We start from the raw sequence: 17,575 nt of genomic DNA, 5'->3' as shown, positions 1-17,575 counted from the left end.
TTAGTCCGTAGACTGAGTGGGGGATTTTTTGGTCTACACTTATAAGATACGCAAATTGAGCCAAAATACTTTTATGTAAATTCCCCTAAAATTCTCTCACAGAAACTTTATTTTGTTCGGTAAAGCTAGCTCTGAATAACACTACTAAAAAAGCTAATGAGTATTCACCAACTTTTTTTCTACGTCATTTTACCCCAAAATGACGTAGATAATTATTTTATGACGTAGATTTCTCGATAAAAAATAGCTTCCAGAGATTCAATCTCTCTGGAAGCTATAAACTATTATTCGGAAGTTCCTGTTTTTAATTTACTTGCGATCTGCTCTATAGTTGCACGCTGTTCGGCTGTCGAAAAGTAGCGTGATTTTAATTCAGCGATCGAAACCGTATGCTCAACTACACGGGCCGTTGCCGTAGATCTTCCACCACTGGTATCCTTGGTCCAGTACTTCATTTTATCACCGTCTTGTTGCAATAAGATCGTACTTGCCGATGTTCCTTGACCAATACCATAACGTCCCGAATCCTGCATATAATATAAATCTAAAAAGCCATTATCTGCTGCAACTTTTGCACCATTTATATCACCATCCCCATAACCAATGGCATACGTCATAACAGCTAATTCGTTAAATGATGGTTCACGCTCTTTTTCATCACTACTTGTAGTTGTATTTTCACCTGCGATCCTTTGGAAAGCTTCTCTAACATCTGCATTCTTAGTTTCTGTCACACGAACTTCACCTTCACGTGATTGATCAACTAAAGCTACAGGTTGACCATTATGAAATGCGAATAGATAGGTGATATGATTTGGCAACGGTGGTTGAGTCCCATCATGATTATAGATCGCTACGACATTATAATCATACGGCCCTTCACCAGTTGGACTATATCCTATCGAAAGTCTGGAGTTATTCATATAAACACCATTTCCGCTGAAAATATCCGGATAAGTTGTTCCAGTTGATGCTTTTAGTGAATTTTGTCCATCATATTTAGTATATGACTGTCCCATTTTTCCCTGCCAACTACTGATAAAGCTTTGTAACTGTGCATCCTTATCTGCATTCCAAGGTGTTGAACTTTGGGATTCACTAGCCTTTTTATCTAGTGTCGTACTACTTGCACTGCTACGTGAACTTTTGGAGCTACTACTATGTTTTACCTGAGATGATGATTCTACCTTTTTAGTCGGTTCACTTTTTTGAGCACAGGCAGTGAGCAACACCCCCACACTACAAAGTGATAAAATAACTGCTAATTTTTTCATAATTACTATTACCTCCTCTGCTTTACTACTATTATACTGTGATAATAATTTACTCATGTATATCTCTATCTCATTTTAATTATACCAAGGAACACATTCCAGTAAGATCACAACAATTAATTTATAGAGAGTATCCATATCAATCGTCATATCATATTCCCAATCCAATTTACCACTCCTATATTTTTTAATTGTCTCATGACTTAGATAATCATTTAAATTTACCATTGTAATATACCCTATTTTCTTTCACAACTTATTCGGGAAAAACAGGCAAAGATTTATTCGGGCATTAAAAAAAGTCACTCGGGTACTCCGAGTGGATTATAATAAAAAGACCTATAAAAGTAGCCACCTAAACTCCTCTTATAGATCTTCTTAAAGATTCTCACTTTTCACACTATCTCAATTGAAATCCATCACAAATTCAACAGATTCTTCCTAATTTGCAACAACTATACCTATAATCCCCTAACAGTTGCTACACTACTGAAAATCCCACACTTTTTATCCTACATTATTAATCACAATATTCCCCAATGAATCATCAAGCTCAACACTAGCTAAATCTCTAGCCAAATATCTCAATCACAAATTTTTAACCAATCTAACAAAATACTCTACTATCTCATTCACAACATTATTTTATCACACAACTATTTACGAATAAATAGTTCTTTTCAAAAAATACAAATATATTATTACAAACTAAAAAACTCCCCCAGGTTAAAGTACCCAGAGGAGAAAAGTTATTCAATTATGAACGTTTACGCCGTGAAACAATAGCTGTACCTAAAGCAGTTAGCGTTGTCATCATTCCTAAAACTACACCTGCTAGGCTATTCTTATCACCCATTTGTGGTAAGACGTTATTTTTCTTAGCCGGTTGTTGTTTTTCATTTCCAACCGTATGCACATTTAGCTTACGTGCTGGATTTTCACTTTGAGCTGCTTGATATGCTTTTTCAAAGTTCATCAATGTCATCTGTTCTTGCTTAGCCTTAGCTAGTTCTGCTTGAGCTTGTTGCTGCGTTTGCTTAGCGGAAGCAAGTTTTGCTTGGGCAGTTGCTAAATCAGCTTGTACTTTATTATAAGCAAGTACGGCTTGATCGTAAGCAGTTTGAGCTTGAGCTAAGTTCTTATCAGCGTTAAGCAGTGATTCGTAATGATTATTTGCTTTAGTAGCGTTAGTTTTGGCTGTTTCAAGGGCTTGTTTAGCTTCGGTCAACTTAGTTTGAAGCTCTTGTAGTTTAGCAGATTCAGTATCGAAAATCTTTTGAGCTTCGTCTTTTTGTGCTTGTGCTTGAGCCAAGTTAGTTTGAGCTGTAACTAAATTTTGTTGAGCTGTTACTAAAGCTTCTTGAAGTTCAGCTGGGTCTTGATCAGCTTGTTTTTGTGCTTCTTTTTGCGTACTTGTTGCCTTATTAAACGCATCCTTTGCTACTGCAAGTTGATTTTGAGCGTCTTTTAATTGACGTTCAGCGTTTAGATAATTGATGTTGGCGTCAGCTAAGTGGGAGTTAGCTTTTGTTTGTAACGCAACTAAGTTATCTAATTCGGCTTGTTTTTGCGCTAAAGTAGTTTGTGCTTGTTTGAGCGCTTCTTGTTTAGTAGCCGTATCTTTTAAGCTATCAGCATAAGCTTGTTTGGCTGAATCAAGTTTTGTTTGCGCTGTGGCTAAGTTTTGGTCAGCAGTTTGAAGGGCTGTTTTAGCTGTGGCAAGCGCTTGATCAGCGTTAGTTTGTTGTTTGAGTGCTTGATCATAAGCTGTTTGAGCGGTTTTTACTTGAGCGTTAGCGGTGTCGAGTTTTACTTGAGCTTGAGTCAAGGTATTAGTCAGCGATTGTAAGCGACTGGTTGCTTGATCAAATTCGGAACGTAAAGCAGTAGTATCATTTGTTGTATTTTGGAACAACGGTGTTTGATCAAATTTTGATTTGTCAGTGATCATACTTTGGGGAATAAAGATGAAGCGGGTTGATACATTGATGTCGTTTTTTCGATTAGGAAAATCGGGGTGAGACCAACCAAAGTATTGATCTTTATTTGTATTATTTTTAGCTTGTTTAATGAGATTTGGTGTGATCCCTAAGAGTGATTTACTTTCAAGTCCTACAAGATCATGATCATATAGAGGATTACCATTTCGATCTGTGACAGTTTGTCCGTTTGGTAGTAAAATGCCTAATGAAATATATTCGTTTAAATTATAAGCAAGCATACCTTTTACGTATGACATTTTCCATGGTAAGGATTGTGCTACGAAGTTAAAGAAGAATCCATATCGATCGATCAATAATTCATTTCGCAATTTTGAGTAATCTAATCCATATTTATTTGCAACATCTTTTGTTATATTAGCATTGGTTGTTGCAACTTCATTTTTTCCAAGTTGATTAGCAATATTAATGGCGTCTTGATTGACAATAACGTGTCCAACTTTATCACTAATGCCTAAAGCATCACGCATGGCGTTGATGATATCAGCTGTAAATTGTTCTAATTCTAGTAGTTGTTTATTGGTTAGATTTCCCACAAGTTGTTTTGACGAAGCATATAGTGGATGATTATTATGTTGTTCCATTAATTCTTCATCTTCAGATGATGGAATATAGTTTATTGATAAGGGTCCACCGTTGTTTTTAGTTTCAATTTTAGAATTTGATCCAGATCCTGTGATATCAGTATGTGGGAATCCATATTTTTTTGGATTTGTTAGTGCATCTTGAATAGCTTTAGCATCGTTATTGAGCGTTGTTTTATCAGCGTTAGCATATACATCGTTGACATACTTTTGAACAGCTTGTTTCAATTCATTTGTAACGTGAATTTGAACGTTGGTCTTAGTTGCTGTTTGGTTTGCTTGATTCAATTTGTTTTGTAAATCAGTGACAACGTTGGCTTGAGCTTGTTGTTTTGATTTAGCATGGTCAACAGCCTCTTGTAACAAGCTTTGCGTATCTTTAGCCGTAGCAAGATCTTCTTTTGCAGGTACGACAGCTTTATCGGCATTTTCTTTAGCAGTTTGTTTTTCGGTTAGATCTTTTTGAGCGTTTGCTTGAGCTGATTTCGCAGAATCAAAATCGGTTTGAGCTTGATCAAGTTCGGCTTTTGAACCTTTTGTATCAAGCGCTTTTTGTGCTGTGTCAACAGCATCTTTAGCAGTTGAGACTTCTGATTTCTTAGCTTCGACTTGTGAATCAGCTGTTGTTTTATTGGTGTTAGCATCAGCTAAGTTCTTTTGGGCTGTATCAAAATTAGTTTGAGCTTGATCGACACTGGTTTGTGCACTGTCAACGGCTTCTTTAGCTTGGTTAGCATCTTCAGTCAATTGCGGAAGCTTTTGTTCAGCTTCTTTTTACGCATCAACGTCATGTTGGGCTTGATCGACAGCGTGTTGTGCGTCTAATTCATCTTTTTGTGCTGTTTTTAAATCAGATGTTTTAGAATCTAAGTCTTGTTTAGCGGAGTCGACAACTGCGCTTTGATGTTCAACGTCTTGTTGAGTTTGATCAACAGTAGTTTGAGCTTAGTCTTGAACTTCTTTAGTTGAATCAGCATCTGATTTAGCTTGATCGATAGCTTCAGGTGTTGCTTGATCTTTTAGATCTTTGGCTGAATCTAGATCAGACTTGGCACTATCTAAGTCAGATTTTGTTCGCTTGACAGTTTGTTGGGCGGTATCGACACTTGTTTGTGCATCGGCAACTGCTTTGTCGGCTGTTGCAACTTTATTTTCAGCAGTTTTAGTTGGTGATTGTACACTAACTTGAGCTACATTTGCAGTCGCATTGTTATTTACACTATCAGCTTGTGCTGTTACCCCTGTTGCGATAGTGGTTGCTACAGCTGTAGCACCAAACAATAGTTTCTTCTTTTTCATTAAGAGCACTCTCCTTTTATTAGAATATACCGATATTATACTACTGTTATATACACATATAAACAGTTTTTGCATTTTTTATTGCAATAAATTAATATATTCACATAGTAATAATTTATTTTTGTAAAAGTATTCATTTATGCCGTTATCCAATTTTAAAATTTTAATTACTATTAAAAGAGATAAGGAGGTCTCAAAAATAGTAAACATTGGAAATAACGTTAGATACTTTCGTAAAAAATATCACTTTACCCAAGAACAACTAGCCGAAAAAAGCGGACTTTCCGTTAATTTTATTTCACGCTTAGAAAGAACTAGTGATCAAAATGTTAGTATCAAAACACTTATAAAAATTGCAGAAGCATTCGATATATCGCTTTCTGATCTAGTTGCCGTCGCTAACACAACCTCTGAACTTGAATCAAATCGAAATATTGTAGAACTTACCAATAAACTTGGAAAATTAGATGATGAAAAAGCTGATAAATTTAGTCAAGCTTTTATTCAACTCTTGGAACTCTCTGCAAACGATTAGCTTAAATTTTCAAATTAGTGCGCAAAAAGCAGCCATCCGGCTGCTTTTTGTTTTGGGGCGAGAAACTCGCCCCTTTTCTTTGTGTGTAGTACTTTAATTAATTGGAGGTAATCAATATGCACACATTGTCATATTCTCAAGCTGAAATGGAAACATTATTAACGAAGGTTTTAAGCCACACATGTAAACAACAGCTACTCTCACCTTCATCAAACAATATCTCTTAGACACAAGGATCATCCCTAATCCTTACGATATCGCTTAATTACCCTTTCCCTGACCAGTGTTTTCTGGTCGGGGATTTTTTTCATCATCAATGCTTAAACGTAAACTGTTCACTAATGCTTCTAAATTTATTTCTTTGAAAAACTCTGCTACTTCTTCTGCAGTAAATGAAAACTTCTTTTCATCCAAGTCACTCACCTTCTTTGCCACTATAATACTTCATCTATCATTGCATGAACAAATTTAAATTTTTAGCCAAAATAAAAACACATCCCAGCCAACGCCAAGATGTGCTTTCTTTAACCCACTGAGTCTTCCATTTGATATTCGATCAAGCGGTTCAACTCAACAGCATATTCCATTGGTAATTCTTTGGTGAATGGTTCAACAAAGCCCATGATGATCATTTCAGTCGCTTTTTCTTCGGAGATCCCACGGCTCATCAAGTAGTAGAGCTGTTCTTCGGAGATCTTAGATACTTTGGCTTCGTGTTCCATGGAAACATTGCCGTTCAAGATCTCATTGAATGGGATCGTATCACTTGCTGATTTGTCATCCATGATGATCGTATCACATTCGATATGGGCAAATGAACCGTCTGAATGCCGGCCAAAGCGGACTTGTCCACGGTAGTCGACCCGGCCCCCATCTTTACACAGAGACTTCGAAACGATCGAAGATGAAGTATTTTTAGCATTGTGGATCATCCGAGCCCCGGTATCAGAGTCGATATCTTTACCCGCAAAGGCGATCGAGAGCATCGTTCCACGCGCACCACGGCCATCTAAGTAGACACTTGGGTATTTCATAGTAACCTTTGAACCTAAGTTACCATCGACCCATTCCATCGTCGCATTCTCCAAAGCCCGTGCCCGCTTAGTCTCTAAACTGTAGACGTTATCGGACCAGTTTTGGATCGTGGTGTAACGACAGTAAGCATCTTTTAAGACATTTACTTCAACGACCGCTGCGTGCAAGCTATCTTCAGAATAGTTTGGTGCGGTACAGCCTTCCACATAATTGATGCTTGCTCCTTCATCGACAATGATCAAAGTCCGTTCAAACTGCCCCGAGTTACCCGCATTGATTCGGAAATAACTTTGGATCGGTACTGAGACTTTAACACCTTTTGGCACGTAGATAAAGGTCCCACCTGACCAAACAGCCGAATTCAACGCAGCCATCTTATTATCAGTTGGTGGGATCAATTTTCCGAAGTATTTTTTGACTAATTCAGGATATTCTTGGACAGCTGAATCAGTATCCATAAAGACGATCCCCAAGTTATCAAAATCTTTGCGCATATTGTGATAGACTACTTCGGATTCATACTGCGCCGAAGAACCCGCTAAGTATTTACGTTCCGCTTCGGGTACTCCTAGGCGGTCAAATGTCCTTTTGATCTCTTCGGGCACATCATCCCAATCACGGACAACGCGGTCGGAATCACGTCTAAAGTAATTGATATGTTCAAAATCAAGGGGTGACAAGTCAGGGCCAAAATCAGGCATTGGCAACTTGCGGTATAATTCATAGGCTTTCAATCGAAAATCTAACATCCATTCTGGCTCATTTTTAGCAGCCGAGATCTGACGGACGATATCTTCAGTCAAACCTTCCCCTGTTGTAAAAAGCGGTTCAATATCATCTTTAAAACCGTATTTGTATTCGCCACCCAATTCAGGCATTGTATTTTCACTCATGGGCTTTGTCCTCCTTCTCTAATGCTTGGTAGATCGCTTTCCAGGCTAAAGTTGCACACTTGATCCGTGCGGGAAATTGAGCGACCCCCTCTAAGACGACAGCATCGCCTAATAAGTCTTCATAATCTTTATCTTCATTTTTAGTGATCATCTCGGAAAAAGCCTCGACCATCTCACTGACCTGTTCTGGCGTCTTACCGATCACTTCATCGGTCATCATTGAAGCCGAAGCCTGCGAGATCGTACACCCGGTCCCACTAAAAGCAATGTCAGCAATCTTGCCTTCATCATCGAGCTTGACTTCTAGCTCTAACACATCCCCACAAGTCGGATTACGCAATTCGATCTGTTTGTCGACTGCGGGAAGATTACCATGATGATGGGGACGGTTAGCATGTTCTAAGATCATTTGACGGTATAAATTATCTAAACTGGATAAACTCATCGAAAGAACTCCCTTGTTTTGATCAATGCCTCCACTAATTTATCGGCATCTTCTTTAGTGTTATACAGATAAAAGCTGGCTCGGGCCGAAGCTGCGATCTGTAATTTTTTCATCAACGGTTGGGCACAGTGATGACCAGCCCGGATCGCAACTCCCTCCATATCGAGTGCTGTCGCTGTATCATGTGGATGAAGTCCTGCAAGGTTAAACGAGATGATCCCGGCATGTTTGGCTGGATCAGCTGAACCGTATAATTCAAACCCATCGATCGCTTGCAACTTAGGCAAGACATATTCCATCAACTCGGTCTCATGCTGGGCGATATTGGCTAACCCAACTGCTTGCAGATAGTCGATCGCCTTGCCTAAAGCGATCACTCCTGCGATATTTTGGGTCCCACCTTCAAATTTCCACGGAACTTCTTTAAAGGTCGAATGCTCTAATTCGACAAAATCGATCATCTCGCCTCCAAAATCAAGCGGTGACATCTGGTTCAATAATTCCAGCTTGCCCCACAAGATCCCAGTCCCCGTTGGCCCTAGAATCTTATGGCCGGAAAAAGCTAGAAAATCAATGTCTAATTCTTTAACGTCTACTGGCATATGAGGTACTGATTGCGCCCCATCCACGACCATGATAGCACCATTTTTATGCGCTAATTGAGCGAGTTCTTTGATCGGATTGACAGCACCTAGGACATTTGACACCTGTGCTAACGATACGATCTTGGTCTTTTCATTGATCAATTGCTTAGCGTTCTCTAAGTCAACTTGCCCATCTGTATTTAGATCCAAATAAACTAGCTTTGCCCCTGTTTTTTCGCAGACCTGCTGCCAGGGAACGATATTGGAATGATGTTCTGCATAGGATAAAACAATCTCATCGCCTGGCTGCAAGATCTTTTGGGCGTAACCCCGTGCGATCCAATTGAGACTTTCCGTCGTGCCTTTAGTGTAGACGACTTCACGCTCACTATCGGCATTGATCAGTTCCTTGACCTTTTGGCGCGTAGCTTCATAGGCTTGCGTTGCTCGTTGAGCCAAGGTATGCACACCCCGGTGGACGTTAGCATTATCATGTTCATAGTAGTCCACTAAGCTTTCGATCACAGCTTGGGGCTTTTGGGTCGTAGCCGCATTGTCCAAATAGACTAACGGCTCACCGTTGACTTTTTGATCTAAGATCTTAAAATCAGCACGAAAATCATTTTTCTTCTTGTCCATCGATAAGCTTCCTTTCGATCATGTCGGAGAGCTCTGCTTGGACTTTTCGGCTTGGAATAGCTGTCAAAACTGGGCCTAAGAAACCACGGATCACTAAACGTTCAGCGATCTCTTTTGACAAGCCCCGACTCATCAAGTAATACAATTGGTCTTGATCGACCCGCCCAACACTGGCGGCGTGACCAGCAGTAACGGCATTGTCATCGATCAATAAGATCGGATTGGCATCGCCACGCGCTTTAGTCGAAAGCATCAAGACCCGACTTTCCTGTTGCGCATCGGCTCCCTTGGCACCATGAATGATGTGGCCGATCCCGTTAAAGACTAGCGATGACCGCGATAAGATGACTCCGTGTTGGAGAATGTGGCCGATCGAATGTCTACCATAGTTTGTCACGCGGGTATCGATCCCTTGGACTTGTTTACCCGTTGAGATCGCAACGACTTTAGTTTCGGCGTGAGAACCATCACCGATCAGATCAGAATCAAAGTCACCAACGATATTACCGTCATTCATCATCCCCATCGACCAGTCGATCTTAGCATCTTGCTCCAAATGCCCCCGGCGATTGAGATAGGCGGTCGTATTTTTACCCAAGCGATCGACACTGGCAAATTTTACGTGACTACCCGCCTTGGCAAAGACTTCCACGATCACGCTGGCTGTTGTCTTTTGTTCACCGTAAGTCTGCAAATTCTCCAAATATGAGACTTCACTGTTGACATCAGCGATCAATAAAACATGGTGCACAAAGTCTTGTTCCGTTGTAGCATCTTGAATGAAATACGACGTCAATGGTTCTTCTAGGACGACATTTTTAGGCACGTAGATCAACAATCCACTGGTAACGTTAGCCACATGTTGCATATTCAAGCGATTTTCATCGTCTTTGACCGCTTCCATGAAATACTCTTCGATGAGTTCTGGATGTTCTTGCAGAGCTGTTTGCCAATCACAGACGATCACCCCTTGAGCTTTTAATGCTGGATCGAGTTCTAATTTAGCAGTTGTTTGCCCAAATTCGACCACAACATTATTTTGGATCGTGATCTCAGCTGCCTTAGCTTCAGGCAAGTCATTTTGGAGCACTTGCACCGGCTTAGTCACTTCGATCGGCCAGCGTTTATATTTGATTTTTTCAAAGCGTGGCATCTCAAGTTCTTGAGCTTTTTCTAAAGCTTGGGTCCTTTTTTGGGTAAACCAGCTAGGCTCATTAGTTTGCTTACCAAACTCTACTAGTGCCTGGGCTTGTGTTGTTAATGCACTCATTTTTGCCACCACCTAAGCTTTATCTTCTGCTAGCTTGATATCAAGCCCTAATTCATCACGGAGACCCGCATAGCCTTCTGCTTCCAAGCGCTTAGCTAGATCAGGGCCACCAGTCGTTACGATCCGACCATCCATCATGACATGCACGACATCTGGTACGATATAGTTCAAGAGTCGTTGGTAGTGGGTGATGATCAACGAGCCAAAATCTGGACTGCACATCTCATTTACCCCCTTAGAAACGACTTTTAAGGCATCGATATCCAAACCAGAATCGATCTCATCTAAGATCGCAAATTTAGGCTTGATCATCATCAGTTGCAAGATCTCATTGCGTTTCTTTTCCCCACCGGAGAAACCTTCATTGAGGTAGCGCTCTGCCATGGAAAATGGCATGTCTAAAAAGGCCATCGTTTCTTCGAGGTCTTTTAGATATTTTCGTATCGAGATCGGTTCATCTTTAGGCAAACGCGCATTGATCGCACTGCGGATAAATTCAGCATTCGTGACCCCTGGAATCTCAGCTGGATATTGCATCGCTAAAAAGAGCCCTGCGCGTGCACGTTCGTCAACTGCCCAATCCAAAATATTTTCACCATCTAATAAGATCTCACCTTTAGTGATCGTGTAAGCTGGGTTACCCATGATCGCCTCTGATAAAGTCGACTTCCCAGTTCCGTTTGGGCCCATGATTGCATGGATCTCCCCCGTCTGCATCTTAAGATCAAGGCCTTTCAAGATCTCTTTTCCATCGATCGAAACGTGGAGATTTTTTACTTCAAGAGTTGACATTTTTCATTCCTCCGCTAAACTAAATAAGTATACTATCATCATTGTAGTCTAATTGAGAATTACTTTCAATTGGAAAACCTTGTTCAAAATATATTTACGAAAGAAGGCATCTACGTGCAACCAATCATTGGCATTATCGGAAATTTCAACGGCGCCTTGATTCCCGAACACGCGAACTTACCTATCTCCTATATCGGGCAAGGCTATTTAGATGCCGTTAAAAAAGCCGGTGGGATCCCAGTGATCATCCCACCTAAGAGCTCACTTGAGAGCATCAGTACTTTGATCGATCGGATCGACGGTCTCTTATTGCCCGGCGGTAAAGATATCGATCCTTATTTTTACGATGAAGAACCCAGCTTAAAATTAGGTGCGATCGACTCAGCGCTTGACGCTTTTGAGATCGAATTCTTACGTCAAGCCTATGAACGCGATCTTCCAACTTTAGGTATCTGTCGCGGACTCCAACTCGCGAATGTCTTTTTAGGTGGCAGTCTCTACCAAGATCTAAGCGACTACGATAAGCTAGCTGTCAAGCACAACCAATACCAGACAGCACCTTGGCAAGCACTGACACATTCGATCGAAGTCAAAGAAGACAACTTGATCCAAGACTTCTTTGGCACTTCGGCACGCGTAAATTCATTTCATCATCAAGCGCTAAAAGATATCTCTCCGGAGTTGATCCCGGTAGCTTACAGTTCAGACGGGATCGTAGAAGCGGCAGTCGGTAAGAACTTTAATTTCTTAGGTGTTCAGTGGCATCCCGAAACACTTTACCAAGACCACGAGAATTCCTTAAAGCTCTTCATCCATCTTGTCGGTGAAGCTAAAAAATTTGCCGAACAAAGATAAAGCGTGTAAGACAATGCGGTCAGCACCGTATGAATAACAGAGGCCTTATTATGATGCGGATCTTGTATCATAGTAAGGCCTCTATTGTTTACTAAACGCTGCATTTATCGAATACGTTTCAGCTACGCATCAATATCTCTTACGGCTGTCCTTTCTAATTTCAAGACTTCTGTATATGATCCCCCTATCTCTGTTTCTGGATCCTTACTCTTACCATAATTGCTTCTTATTATTTATATGTAAACTGTGGTGAACATTTCGCCTCGAGTTCTTCTTTATTTACTCAATAATACTGCTTTTATTTCTTACGGAAAATAAATATATACTCCAAATAAAAAATTTTCTCCCCCGCTCAATTCATCGGACGGAGCGCCTTTTTTAGTGCAAAAAAATTACCCTCTGACAAATATATGTCAGAAGGTAAAACTGGTTCGCAAGTGATCAGCTTGCATTATAGAGCTAGGATGAATCCATGCTCTCCACAATCCTAAGCTTGATCTTGGCTATCCTAGTCAATCTGGTATCAAGCATTATCTATGACTGGTTGAAAGACCACCGATAGATAAGCGTGCCCCAGTTGCTTGTCGGCTGGGGGATTTTTTATAAAAAAGTAGCACCCTGTAAAAATAAATACATCACTAGGCCGTCCTAAAGCGAAAAAAATAACCGTAATTCTACGCTTACCATGCTAGAATTACGGTTATTTGATCAAAGCCAAGTTTCTTGATAAACTTCAGGCTTAAAGCCACAAGTTACGGTCTTTTCATCGACCATCAGCGGACGTTTGATGAGTTTGCCATTTTCCGACATCATCGTTGCCGCTTCTTCTTTTGTCATTGTGGGAACTTTTTCTTTTAAGTTCAACTTGCGATAGTCTTGACCACTAGTATTGAAGAAATAACGCAATGGTCGGTCACTTTTGGCAAAGATCGCTAAGAGCTCCTCTTTAGTCGGAGGATCGGCAACTAGATCTTGCTTGTCAAATTGAACTTGATTTTCCAAGAGCCATTTTTCGGCTTTTTTACAGGTACTACAACGTGCATAACAATAAAATTTTTTCATTTACACTCACCCTATCTAAAATCTGTCCCATTACTAAACATATAACTCTTATTGTGATAACGCATCGACATCACAAATCCGACCCCGATCATGTTCCCGATCAGAGCTGATCCCCCTTGACTGACAAATGGCAATGGAATACCTGTCAAAGGCAAGAGCCCGATGTTCATCCCGATATTTTCAAAGACGTGGAACAAGATCATCATGATGACCCCAGTCGAAATATAAGCATAAAACTCATTTTTCGTATCAAAAGTCACCTGGATCATTTGAAAGATCAACAATAAGTAGATAAAGATCAATAAACAACAACCGATAAAGCCAAAGTTTTCTCCAATGACCGAAAAGATCATATCTGATTGGCGCACCGGCACATAAACATTGGAAACATTGAAGCCTTTACCTAATAGTTGTCCTGAGCCGATCGCTTTCATACTCTGCCAGAGCTGATAACTACTACCACTAGTACTTCCAGAAGGATCGAGCCAGGAATCGATCCGTTTGAACTGGTAAGCCTGAAAACCGATCTTTTCAAGTAAAGTCCTATCGTAAACAACTAAAAAGATCGCTAAACTACCTAAAACAGTCACGGCTCCCGCGACCGGCGCAATGATTTTCCAGGTGATACCTGAAACTAAGATCATCCCCCCTAAGATCGCAAAGAACACGAGCATCGTCCCAAAGTCATTTTGCAACTTCAAGAGGACTGCCACTGGGATCGTCCACGCAAAGAGTTTACCTAACAATAACCAATCCGAACGCGTCGTGTGTTCCGGATATTCACTGTTATGTTGCGAAATGACTCGCCCCATCATCAAAATAAAGGCAGGTTTCATCACTTCGGAAGGCTGAAATGATAACGAGCCGATCGCAAACCAACTCTTGGCCCCGTTTAGGATCGCCATTCGCCGACTATAGAAGAATAGCACTAAGATCAATAAGAAGATCCCTAGTCCATAAGCCAACGGGGCGATCTTCCACAACTGTTCAGCATCAAACTGCATGATAAAGATCACAGCCCCGATCCCTAAGATGTACCACATTGCCTGAGTGATCATCGTTCTAGTCACACTAGCAGTACTTGTATCATGGGTCAAGGCAACATAAAGCGAGATCATCCCGATCACGGCTAACACAAGGACCGAAAAGATAATGCCCCAGTCGATACGAGCATCATCGTCTTCATCACGGTGTAAGAACTGTTGTCGCGCCATTAAAAGTCACTCCTTTTATTTGATTCCTACTAATTATATACAATTTGCCGACTGAAGAAAGGCTCAGTCGGCAAACTTATTTTTTTATTAACTTATCCGCGGTGTAAGTGGTAATCACGCAAGAGATAGTCAACAGCTTCATTTCTTGAGTTGAGCTTTAATTTTTCGCCATTGGATAAAACGGCAATATAGCGCATTCCGTCTTGTTTGACACTACCGATCACTTCATCTTGGATCGTCAATTCTAAGACTAAATTACCATTCACCATCTTTTCATTTTCAATGATCTGAATATTACGTTCTTTTTTCGACAAGGTATATCCCCCTATGTTAATTCACTTTTTCGGATTTTTATTTCTACGTAACCTAAAGTGATCCGGAACTGGATCATAGCCACCTCTAACGAAAGGATTACACCGTAAAATACGAGCACATCCCATCAGCAAGCCCAATAAAGCGCCGTGTTTCTCGATCGCCTGGATCATATAAGTTGAGCAGGTCGGATAATAACGACAACTCGGTGGCAATAAGGGGGAGATCCCCTTTTGGTAAAACTTAACCGGTAAGATAAGTAACTTGCTAAAAATCTTCATTATTTACTCTTTTTTAGTTTTTCGATCTGTTCGAGCAATTGACCTGAACCGACTGCCACATCATCAAGTGGTGTGTCTGCGATCATCACTGGGATCGTCAATTCTTCTGCAAATAAAGTGTCGATCCCGTCAAGCAAGGCACCACCACCAGTGATCACGATCCCACGATCGATTACATCAGAAGCAAGTTCAGGTGGAGTTTCACTCAACACTTCTTTAGCAGCTGCGATCATAGCATCCATCGTGTCACGCATTGCCTCAACCGTTTCATCGGACGTGATGCGGATCGATTTTGGTAACCCGCTAACGACATCGCGGCCACGCACAGTCATTTCCTTGTTGCGGTGACCCTTGATGACACTGCCGATCTCGATCTTGATCTTTTCAGCTGTATGTTCACCGATCATCAGACCGTATTCTTGGCGAACGTAATTAGCAATGTTTGCGTTCAACTTATCACCGGCACTGCGTAAAGAACGACTGATCACGATATCACCTAAGGAAAGGACTGCAATATCACTGGTCCCACCACCGATATCAATGATCATATTGCCATAAGGTTGGAAGATGTCGAGTCCTGCACCAACAGCCGCCACTTTAGGCTCTTCTTCCAAATAAACATCGCCCCCGCCAGACTTTTCAGCGGCTTGACGGATCGCTTTACGTTCAATGTCAGTCGTATTAGTTGGGCAGCAGATCAGAATGGCCGGCTTCGACATCACACCTTTAACATTTAACTTCTTGATGAAATACGATAACATCTGTTCTGTCATGTCAAAGTCTGCAATGACCCCATCTTTTAATGGGCGGATCGCACGAATATTACTTGGCGTTCTGCCGACCATCTTGTAGGCTTCCGAACCCACTGCTAGGACCCGGCCAGTTTGCGTATCGACAGCTATAACGGAAGGCTCATTTAGCACAATGCCCTTACCCTTGACATTGATCAATACATTTGCCGTACCTAGATCGATACCGATATCTTTAGCCATAAAATTTTCTCCTTTTGTTCTTAATTAAACATGTAAGTAGGACTGAGAGTTGATCTCAGTTCAATTCATTTTAAAATACACACAGCCAATTATAGCATATTAATTGCACCTGAAAAACCGTGTTCCCCCAATCAAATTGGTTTAATTTTAAAATTTTTTATTAAAAAAGGCTGCTAAGATAACTTGCAGCCCTGAAAATTATTATTTGATCTTTTTCTTGGAAATAACGTATTCTTCGTTTGTGATATCGTCGATCCGTTTGATCTCTGCACCTAAAGCAGCTAATTTTTGGTGGAAGTGGTAATAACCACGATCCAAATATTGTAAATGTGTGACTTGAGTGATCCCACGTGACAAAAGTCCAGCTAAAACTAAGGCAGCAGCAGCCCGCAGATCAGTTGCGGCTACTTCAGCACCTGAAAAATCAGTTGGCCCGTAAATGATGACCGAATTACCTTCGATCTTAAAGTCAGCATTCATACGACGCATCTCTTCTAGGTGCATGAAACGATTTTCAAAAACAGTTTCGGTCAAGATGCTCGTACCCTTAGCCGCTAACTGCAAGATCGAAAATTGTGGTTGCATATCCGTTGGGAAACCTGGATGTGGTAAAGTCTTGATCGTTGTTGGCTTCAATTGTTCTGGTCCAATGATACGCAAACCATTTTCTTCTTCTAAGACTTGAACGCCCATCTCTTCTAATTTAGAGATCAACGGCTTGTTATGTTCAGCTACGGCATCTTTGATCAAAACATTACCCTTAGTCAAAGCGGCTGCCACCATGAATGTCCCGGCTTCGATCCGGTCTTGGATGATCGCGTGTTCTGTGCCATGTAAAGTCTCGACCCCTGTGATCTTCAAGGTCTCAGTCCCAGCACCTTTGACTTTAGCCCCCATTTTATTCAAAATGTTAGCTAAGTCAACGATCTCTGGTTCACGCGCAACATTTTCGATGATCGTAGTCCCTTTGGCTAAAGTAGCTGCCATCATGATGTTTTGCGTTGCACCAACACTTGGGAAATCAAGGTAAATATTAGCACCCTTGAGTCCATTTGGTGCAAAAGCTTCAATGTAACCATCATGTCGGTTGATCTCAGCCCCTAAAGCTTCAAGCCCTTTCAAATGTAAGTCGATCGGACGTGAACCGATCGCACAGCCACCTGGCATCGCAACTTTAGCACGACCTAAACGCGCCAAAAGTGGTCCTAAAACAACGATCGATGCTCGCATCTTTGAGACATACTTAAATGGTGCTTCATAAGAAAGTTCATTAGTTGCGTCCAATGCAATCGTTTTATTTTCTTCGTCAAAACCAACCTTAACGTTTAAAAAGCGGATCACATTGTTCATCGTATAAACGTCAGATAAGATCGGAACATTTGTTAAAAAGGTGCGGCCTTCACTTGGTAAGATACCCGCAGCTAAAATCGGTAAGACCGCATTTTTTGCTCCTTCGATCTCTACTGTTCCATTCAATCTATGCCCGCCACGCACAATAATCTTTTCCAA

Annotated in this window: 17 protein-coding genes; 2 read left to right on the top strand and 15 right to left on the bottom strand. The window is 41.0% G+C overall.

Going from position 1 to position 17,575, the window contains the following annotated elements; translation table 11 throughout:
- Nucleotides 1-284: 284 nt before the first annotated feature.
- The 3 genes from GSR62_RS03330 to GSR62_RS03320 form a co-directional block, all read right to left on the bottom strand.
- Entirely contained in the window at nucleotides 285-1,274 is a 990-nt protein-coding gene (locus GSR62_RS03330; protein ID WP_010688681.1) for an Lreu_0056 family protein, read from the bottom strand.
- Nucleotides 1,275-2,031: 757 nt separating this feature from the next.
- The gene (locus GSR62_RS03325; protein ID WP_066023804.1) at nucleotides 2,032-4,605 is read right to left on the bottom strand and encodes a coiled-coil domain-containing protein; all 2,574 of its coding nucleotides are present in this window, start codon (nucleotides 4,603-4,605) and stop codon (nucleotides 2,032-2,034) included.
- Between the two features lie 198 nt (nucleotides 4,606-4,803).
- A complete protein-coding gene (locus tag GSR62_RS03320; RefSeq protein ID WP_066023803.1) occupies nucleotides 4,804-5,157 on the bottom strand; it encodes a hypothetical protein in 354 nt (117 codons plus the stop codon).
- A gap of 139 nt (nucleotides 5,158-5,296) precedes the next feature.
- Between GSR62_RS03320 and GSR62_RS03315 the strand changes: the two genes are divergently transcribed.
- Nucleotides 5,297-5,692, top strand: coding sequence for a helix-turn-helix domain-containing protein (locus tag GSR62_RS03315; RefSeq protein WP_066023802.1), 396 nt, complete (start codon nucleotides 5,297-5,299; stop codon nucleotides 5,690-5,692).
- A gap of 261 nt (nucleotides 5,693-5,953) precedes the next feature.
- On the opposite strand, the gene GSR62_RS03310 is transcribed toward GSR62_RS03315, so the two are convergent.
- The 6 genes from GSR62_RS03310 to sufC form a co-directional block, all read right to left on the bottom strand.
- A complete protein-coding gene (locus GSR62_RS03310; protein ID WP_010688673.1) occupies nucleotides 5,954-6,106 on the bottom strand; it encodes a hypothetical protein in 153 nt (50 codons plus the stop codon).
- Between the two features lie 110 nt (nucleotides 6,107-6,216).
- Nucleotides 6,217-7,620 carry a Fe-S cluster assembly protein SufB gene (gene sufB, locus GSR62_RS03305; RefSeq protein ID WP_066023801.1) on the bottom strand — a complete coding sequence of 468 codons (1,404 nt, stop codon included), beginning with the start codon at nucleotides 7,618-7,620 and terminating at the stop codon, nucleotides 6,217-6,219.
- The gene (sufU, locus tag GSR62_RS03300; protein WP_010688671.1) at nucleotides 7,613-8,065 is read right to left on the bottom strand and encodes a Fe-S cluster assembly sulfur transfer protein SufU; all 453 of its coding nucleotides are present in this window, start codon (nucleotides 8,063-8,065) and stop codon (nucleotides 7,613-7,615) included. Before sufU ends, sufB begins: the two co-directional genes overlap by 8 nt.
- Nucleotides 8,062-9,288: a cysteine desulfurase gene (locus GSR62_RS03295; protein ID WP_035448898.1), complete on the bottom strand. Its 1,227-nt coding sequence runs from the start codon at nucleotides 9,286-9,288 to the stop codon at nucleotides 8,062-8,064. Before GSR62_RS03295 ends, sufU begins: the two co-directional genes overlap by 4 nt.
- Nucleotides 9,269-10,558: a Fe-S cluster assembly protein SufD gene (gene sufD / locus GSR62_RS03290; protein WP_035448896.1), complete on the bottom strand. Its 1,290-nt coding sequence runs from the start codon at nucleotides 10,556-10,558 to the stop codon at nucleotides 9,269-9,271. Before sufD ends, GSR62_RS03295 begins: the two co-directional genes overlap by 20 nt.
- A gap of 12 nt (nucleotides 10,559-10,570) precedes the next feature.
- On the bottom strand, nucleotides 10,571-11,350 hold the full coding sequence (gene sufC, locus GSR62_RS03285; protein ID WP_035448894.1) for a Fe-S cluster assembly ATPase SufC: 780 nt from the start codon (nucleotides 11,348-11,350) through the stop codon (nucleotides 10,571-10,573).
- A gap of 114 nt (nucleotides 11,351-11,464) precedes the next feature.
- On the opposite strand from sufC, the gene GSR62_RS03280 reads away from it, so the two are divergent.
- Nucleotides 11,465-12,205: a gamma-glutamyl-gamma-aminobutyrate hydrolase family protein gene (locus GSR62_RS03280; RefSeq protein ID WP_010688667.1), complete on the top strand. Its 741-nt coding sequence runs from the start codon at nucleotides 11,465-11,467 to the stop codon at nucleotides 12,203-12,205.
- Nucleotides 12,206-12,913: 708 nt separating this feature from the next.
- On the opposite strand, the gene GSR62_RS03275 is transcribed toward GSR62_RS03280, so the two are convergent.
- The 6 genes from GSR62_RS03275 to murA all read right to left on the bottom strand — a co-directional run bounded on the left by GSR62_RS03275 (nucleotide 12,914) and on the right by murA (nucleotide 17,575).
- Nucleotides 12,914-13,267 (bottom strand): arsenate reductase family protein, encoded by a 354-nt coding sequence (locus GSR62_RS03275; RefSeq protein WP_010688666.1) that lies wholly within the window; start codon nucleotides 13,265-13,267, stop codon nucleotides 12,914-12,916.
- 11 nt (nucleotides 13,268-13,278) lie between these two features.
- On the bottom strand, nucleotides 13,279-14,481 hold the full coding sequence (locus GSR62_RS03270; RefSeq protein WP_010688665.1) for an FtsW/RodA/SpoVE family cell cycle protein: 1,203 nt from the start codon (nucleotides 14,479-14,481) through the stop codon (nucleotides 13,279-13,281).
- Between the two features lie 92 nt (nucleotides 14,482-14,573).
- On the bottom strand, nucleotides 14,574-14,795 hold the full coding sequence (locus GSR62_RS03265; RefSeq protein ID WP_010688664.1) for a DUF2969 domain-containing protein: 222 nt from the start codon (nucleotides 14,793-14,795) through the stop codon (nucleotides 14,574-14,576).
- Between the two features lie 21 nt (nucleotides 14,796-14,816).
- The gene (gene yidD / locus GSR62_RS03260; protein WP_010688663.1) at nucleotides 14,817-15,074 is read right to left on the bottom strand and encodes a membrane protein insertion efficiency factor YidD; all 258 of its coding nucleotides are present in this window, start codon (nucleotides 15,072-15,074) and stop codon (nucleotides 14,817-14,819) included.
- Nucleotides 15,074-16,066 carry a rod shape-determining protein gene (mreB, locus tag GSR62_RS03255; RefSeq protein WP_066023800.1) on the bottom strand — a complete coding sequence of 331 codons (993 nt, stop codon included), beginning with the start codon at nucleotides 16,064-16,066 and terminating at the stop codon, nucleotides 15,074-15,076. The genes yidD and mreB overlap by 1 nt, the downstream gene beginning before the upstream one ends.
- Before the next feature lie 201 nt (nucleotides 16,067-16,267).
- The gene (gene murA / locus GSR62_RS03250; RefSeq protein ID WP_035448890.1) at nucleotides 16,268-17,575 is read right to left on the bottom strand and encodes a UDP-N-acetylglucosamine 1-carboxyvinyltransferase; all 1,308 of its coding nucleotides are present in this window, start codon (nucleotides 17,573-17,575) and stop codon (nucleotides 16,268-16,270) included.

Source organism: Ligilactobacillus animalis (genome assembly GCF_009933595.1).
In the GTDB taxonomy this organism is placed as follows: Bacteria; Bacillota; Bacilli; order Lactobacillales; family Lactobacillaceae; genus Ligilactobacillus; species Ligilactobacillus animalis.
Note: the sequence above shows the minus strand (reverse complement) of the source record. Positions and strands in the feature narration are given on the sequence as shown.

Excerpts from the sequence above, each read along its gene's own strand:
- GSR62_RS03330 (WP_010688681.1), bottom strand. The coding sequence starts at position 1,274 with ATGAAAAAATTAGCAGTTATTTTATCACTTTGTAGTGTGGGGGTGTTG.
- GSR62_RS03320 (WP_066023803.1), bottom strand. The coding sequence starts at position 5,157 with ATGAAAAAGAAGAAACTATTGTTTGGTGCTACAGCTGTAGCAACCACT.
- GSR62_RS03315 (WP_066023802.1), top strand. The coding sequence starts at position 5,297 with ATGCCGTTATCCAATTTTAAAATTTTAATTACTATTAAAAGAGATAAG.
- sufB (WP_066023801.1), bottom strand. The coding sequence starts at position 7,620 with ATGAGTGAAAATACAATGCCTGAATTGGGTGGCGAATACAAATACGGT.
- sufU (WP_010688671.1), bottom strand. The coding sequence starts at position 8,065 with ATGAGTTTATCCAGTTTAGATAATTTATACCGTCAAATGATCTTAGAA.
- GSR62_RS03295 (WP_035448898.1), bottom strand. The coding sequence starts at position 9,288 with ATGGACAAGAAGAAAAATGATTTTCGTGCTGATTTTAAGATCTTAGAT.
- sufD (WP_035448896.1), bottom strand. The coding sequence starts at position 10,558 with ATGAGTGCATTAACAACACAAGCCCAGGCACTAGTAGAGTTTGGTAAG.
- sufC (WP_035448894.1), bottom strand. The coding sequence starts at position 11,350 with ATGTCAACTCTTGAAGTAAAAAATCTCCACGTTTCGATCGATGGAAAA.
- GSR62_RS03275 (WP_010688666.1), bottom strand. The coding sequence starts at position 13,267 with ATGAAAAAATTTTATTGTTATGCACGTTGTAGTACCTGTAAAAAAGCC.
- GSR62_RS03270 (WP_010688665.1), bottom strand. The coding sequence starts at position 14,481 with ATGGCGCGACAACAGTTCTTACACCGTGATGAAGACGATGATGCTCGT.
- yidD (WP_010688663.1), bottom strand. The coding sequence starts at position 15,074 with ATGAAGATTTTTAGCAAGTTACTTATCTTACCGGTTAAGTTTTACCAA.
- mreB (WP_066023800.1), bottom strand. The coding sequence starts at position 16,066 with ATGGCTAAAGATATCGGTATCGATCTAGGTACGGCAAATGTATTGATC.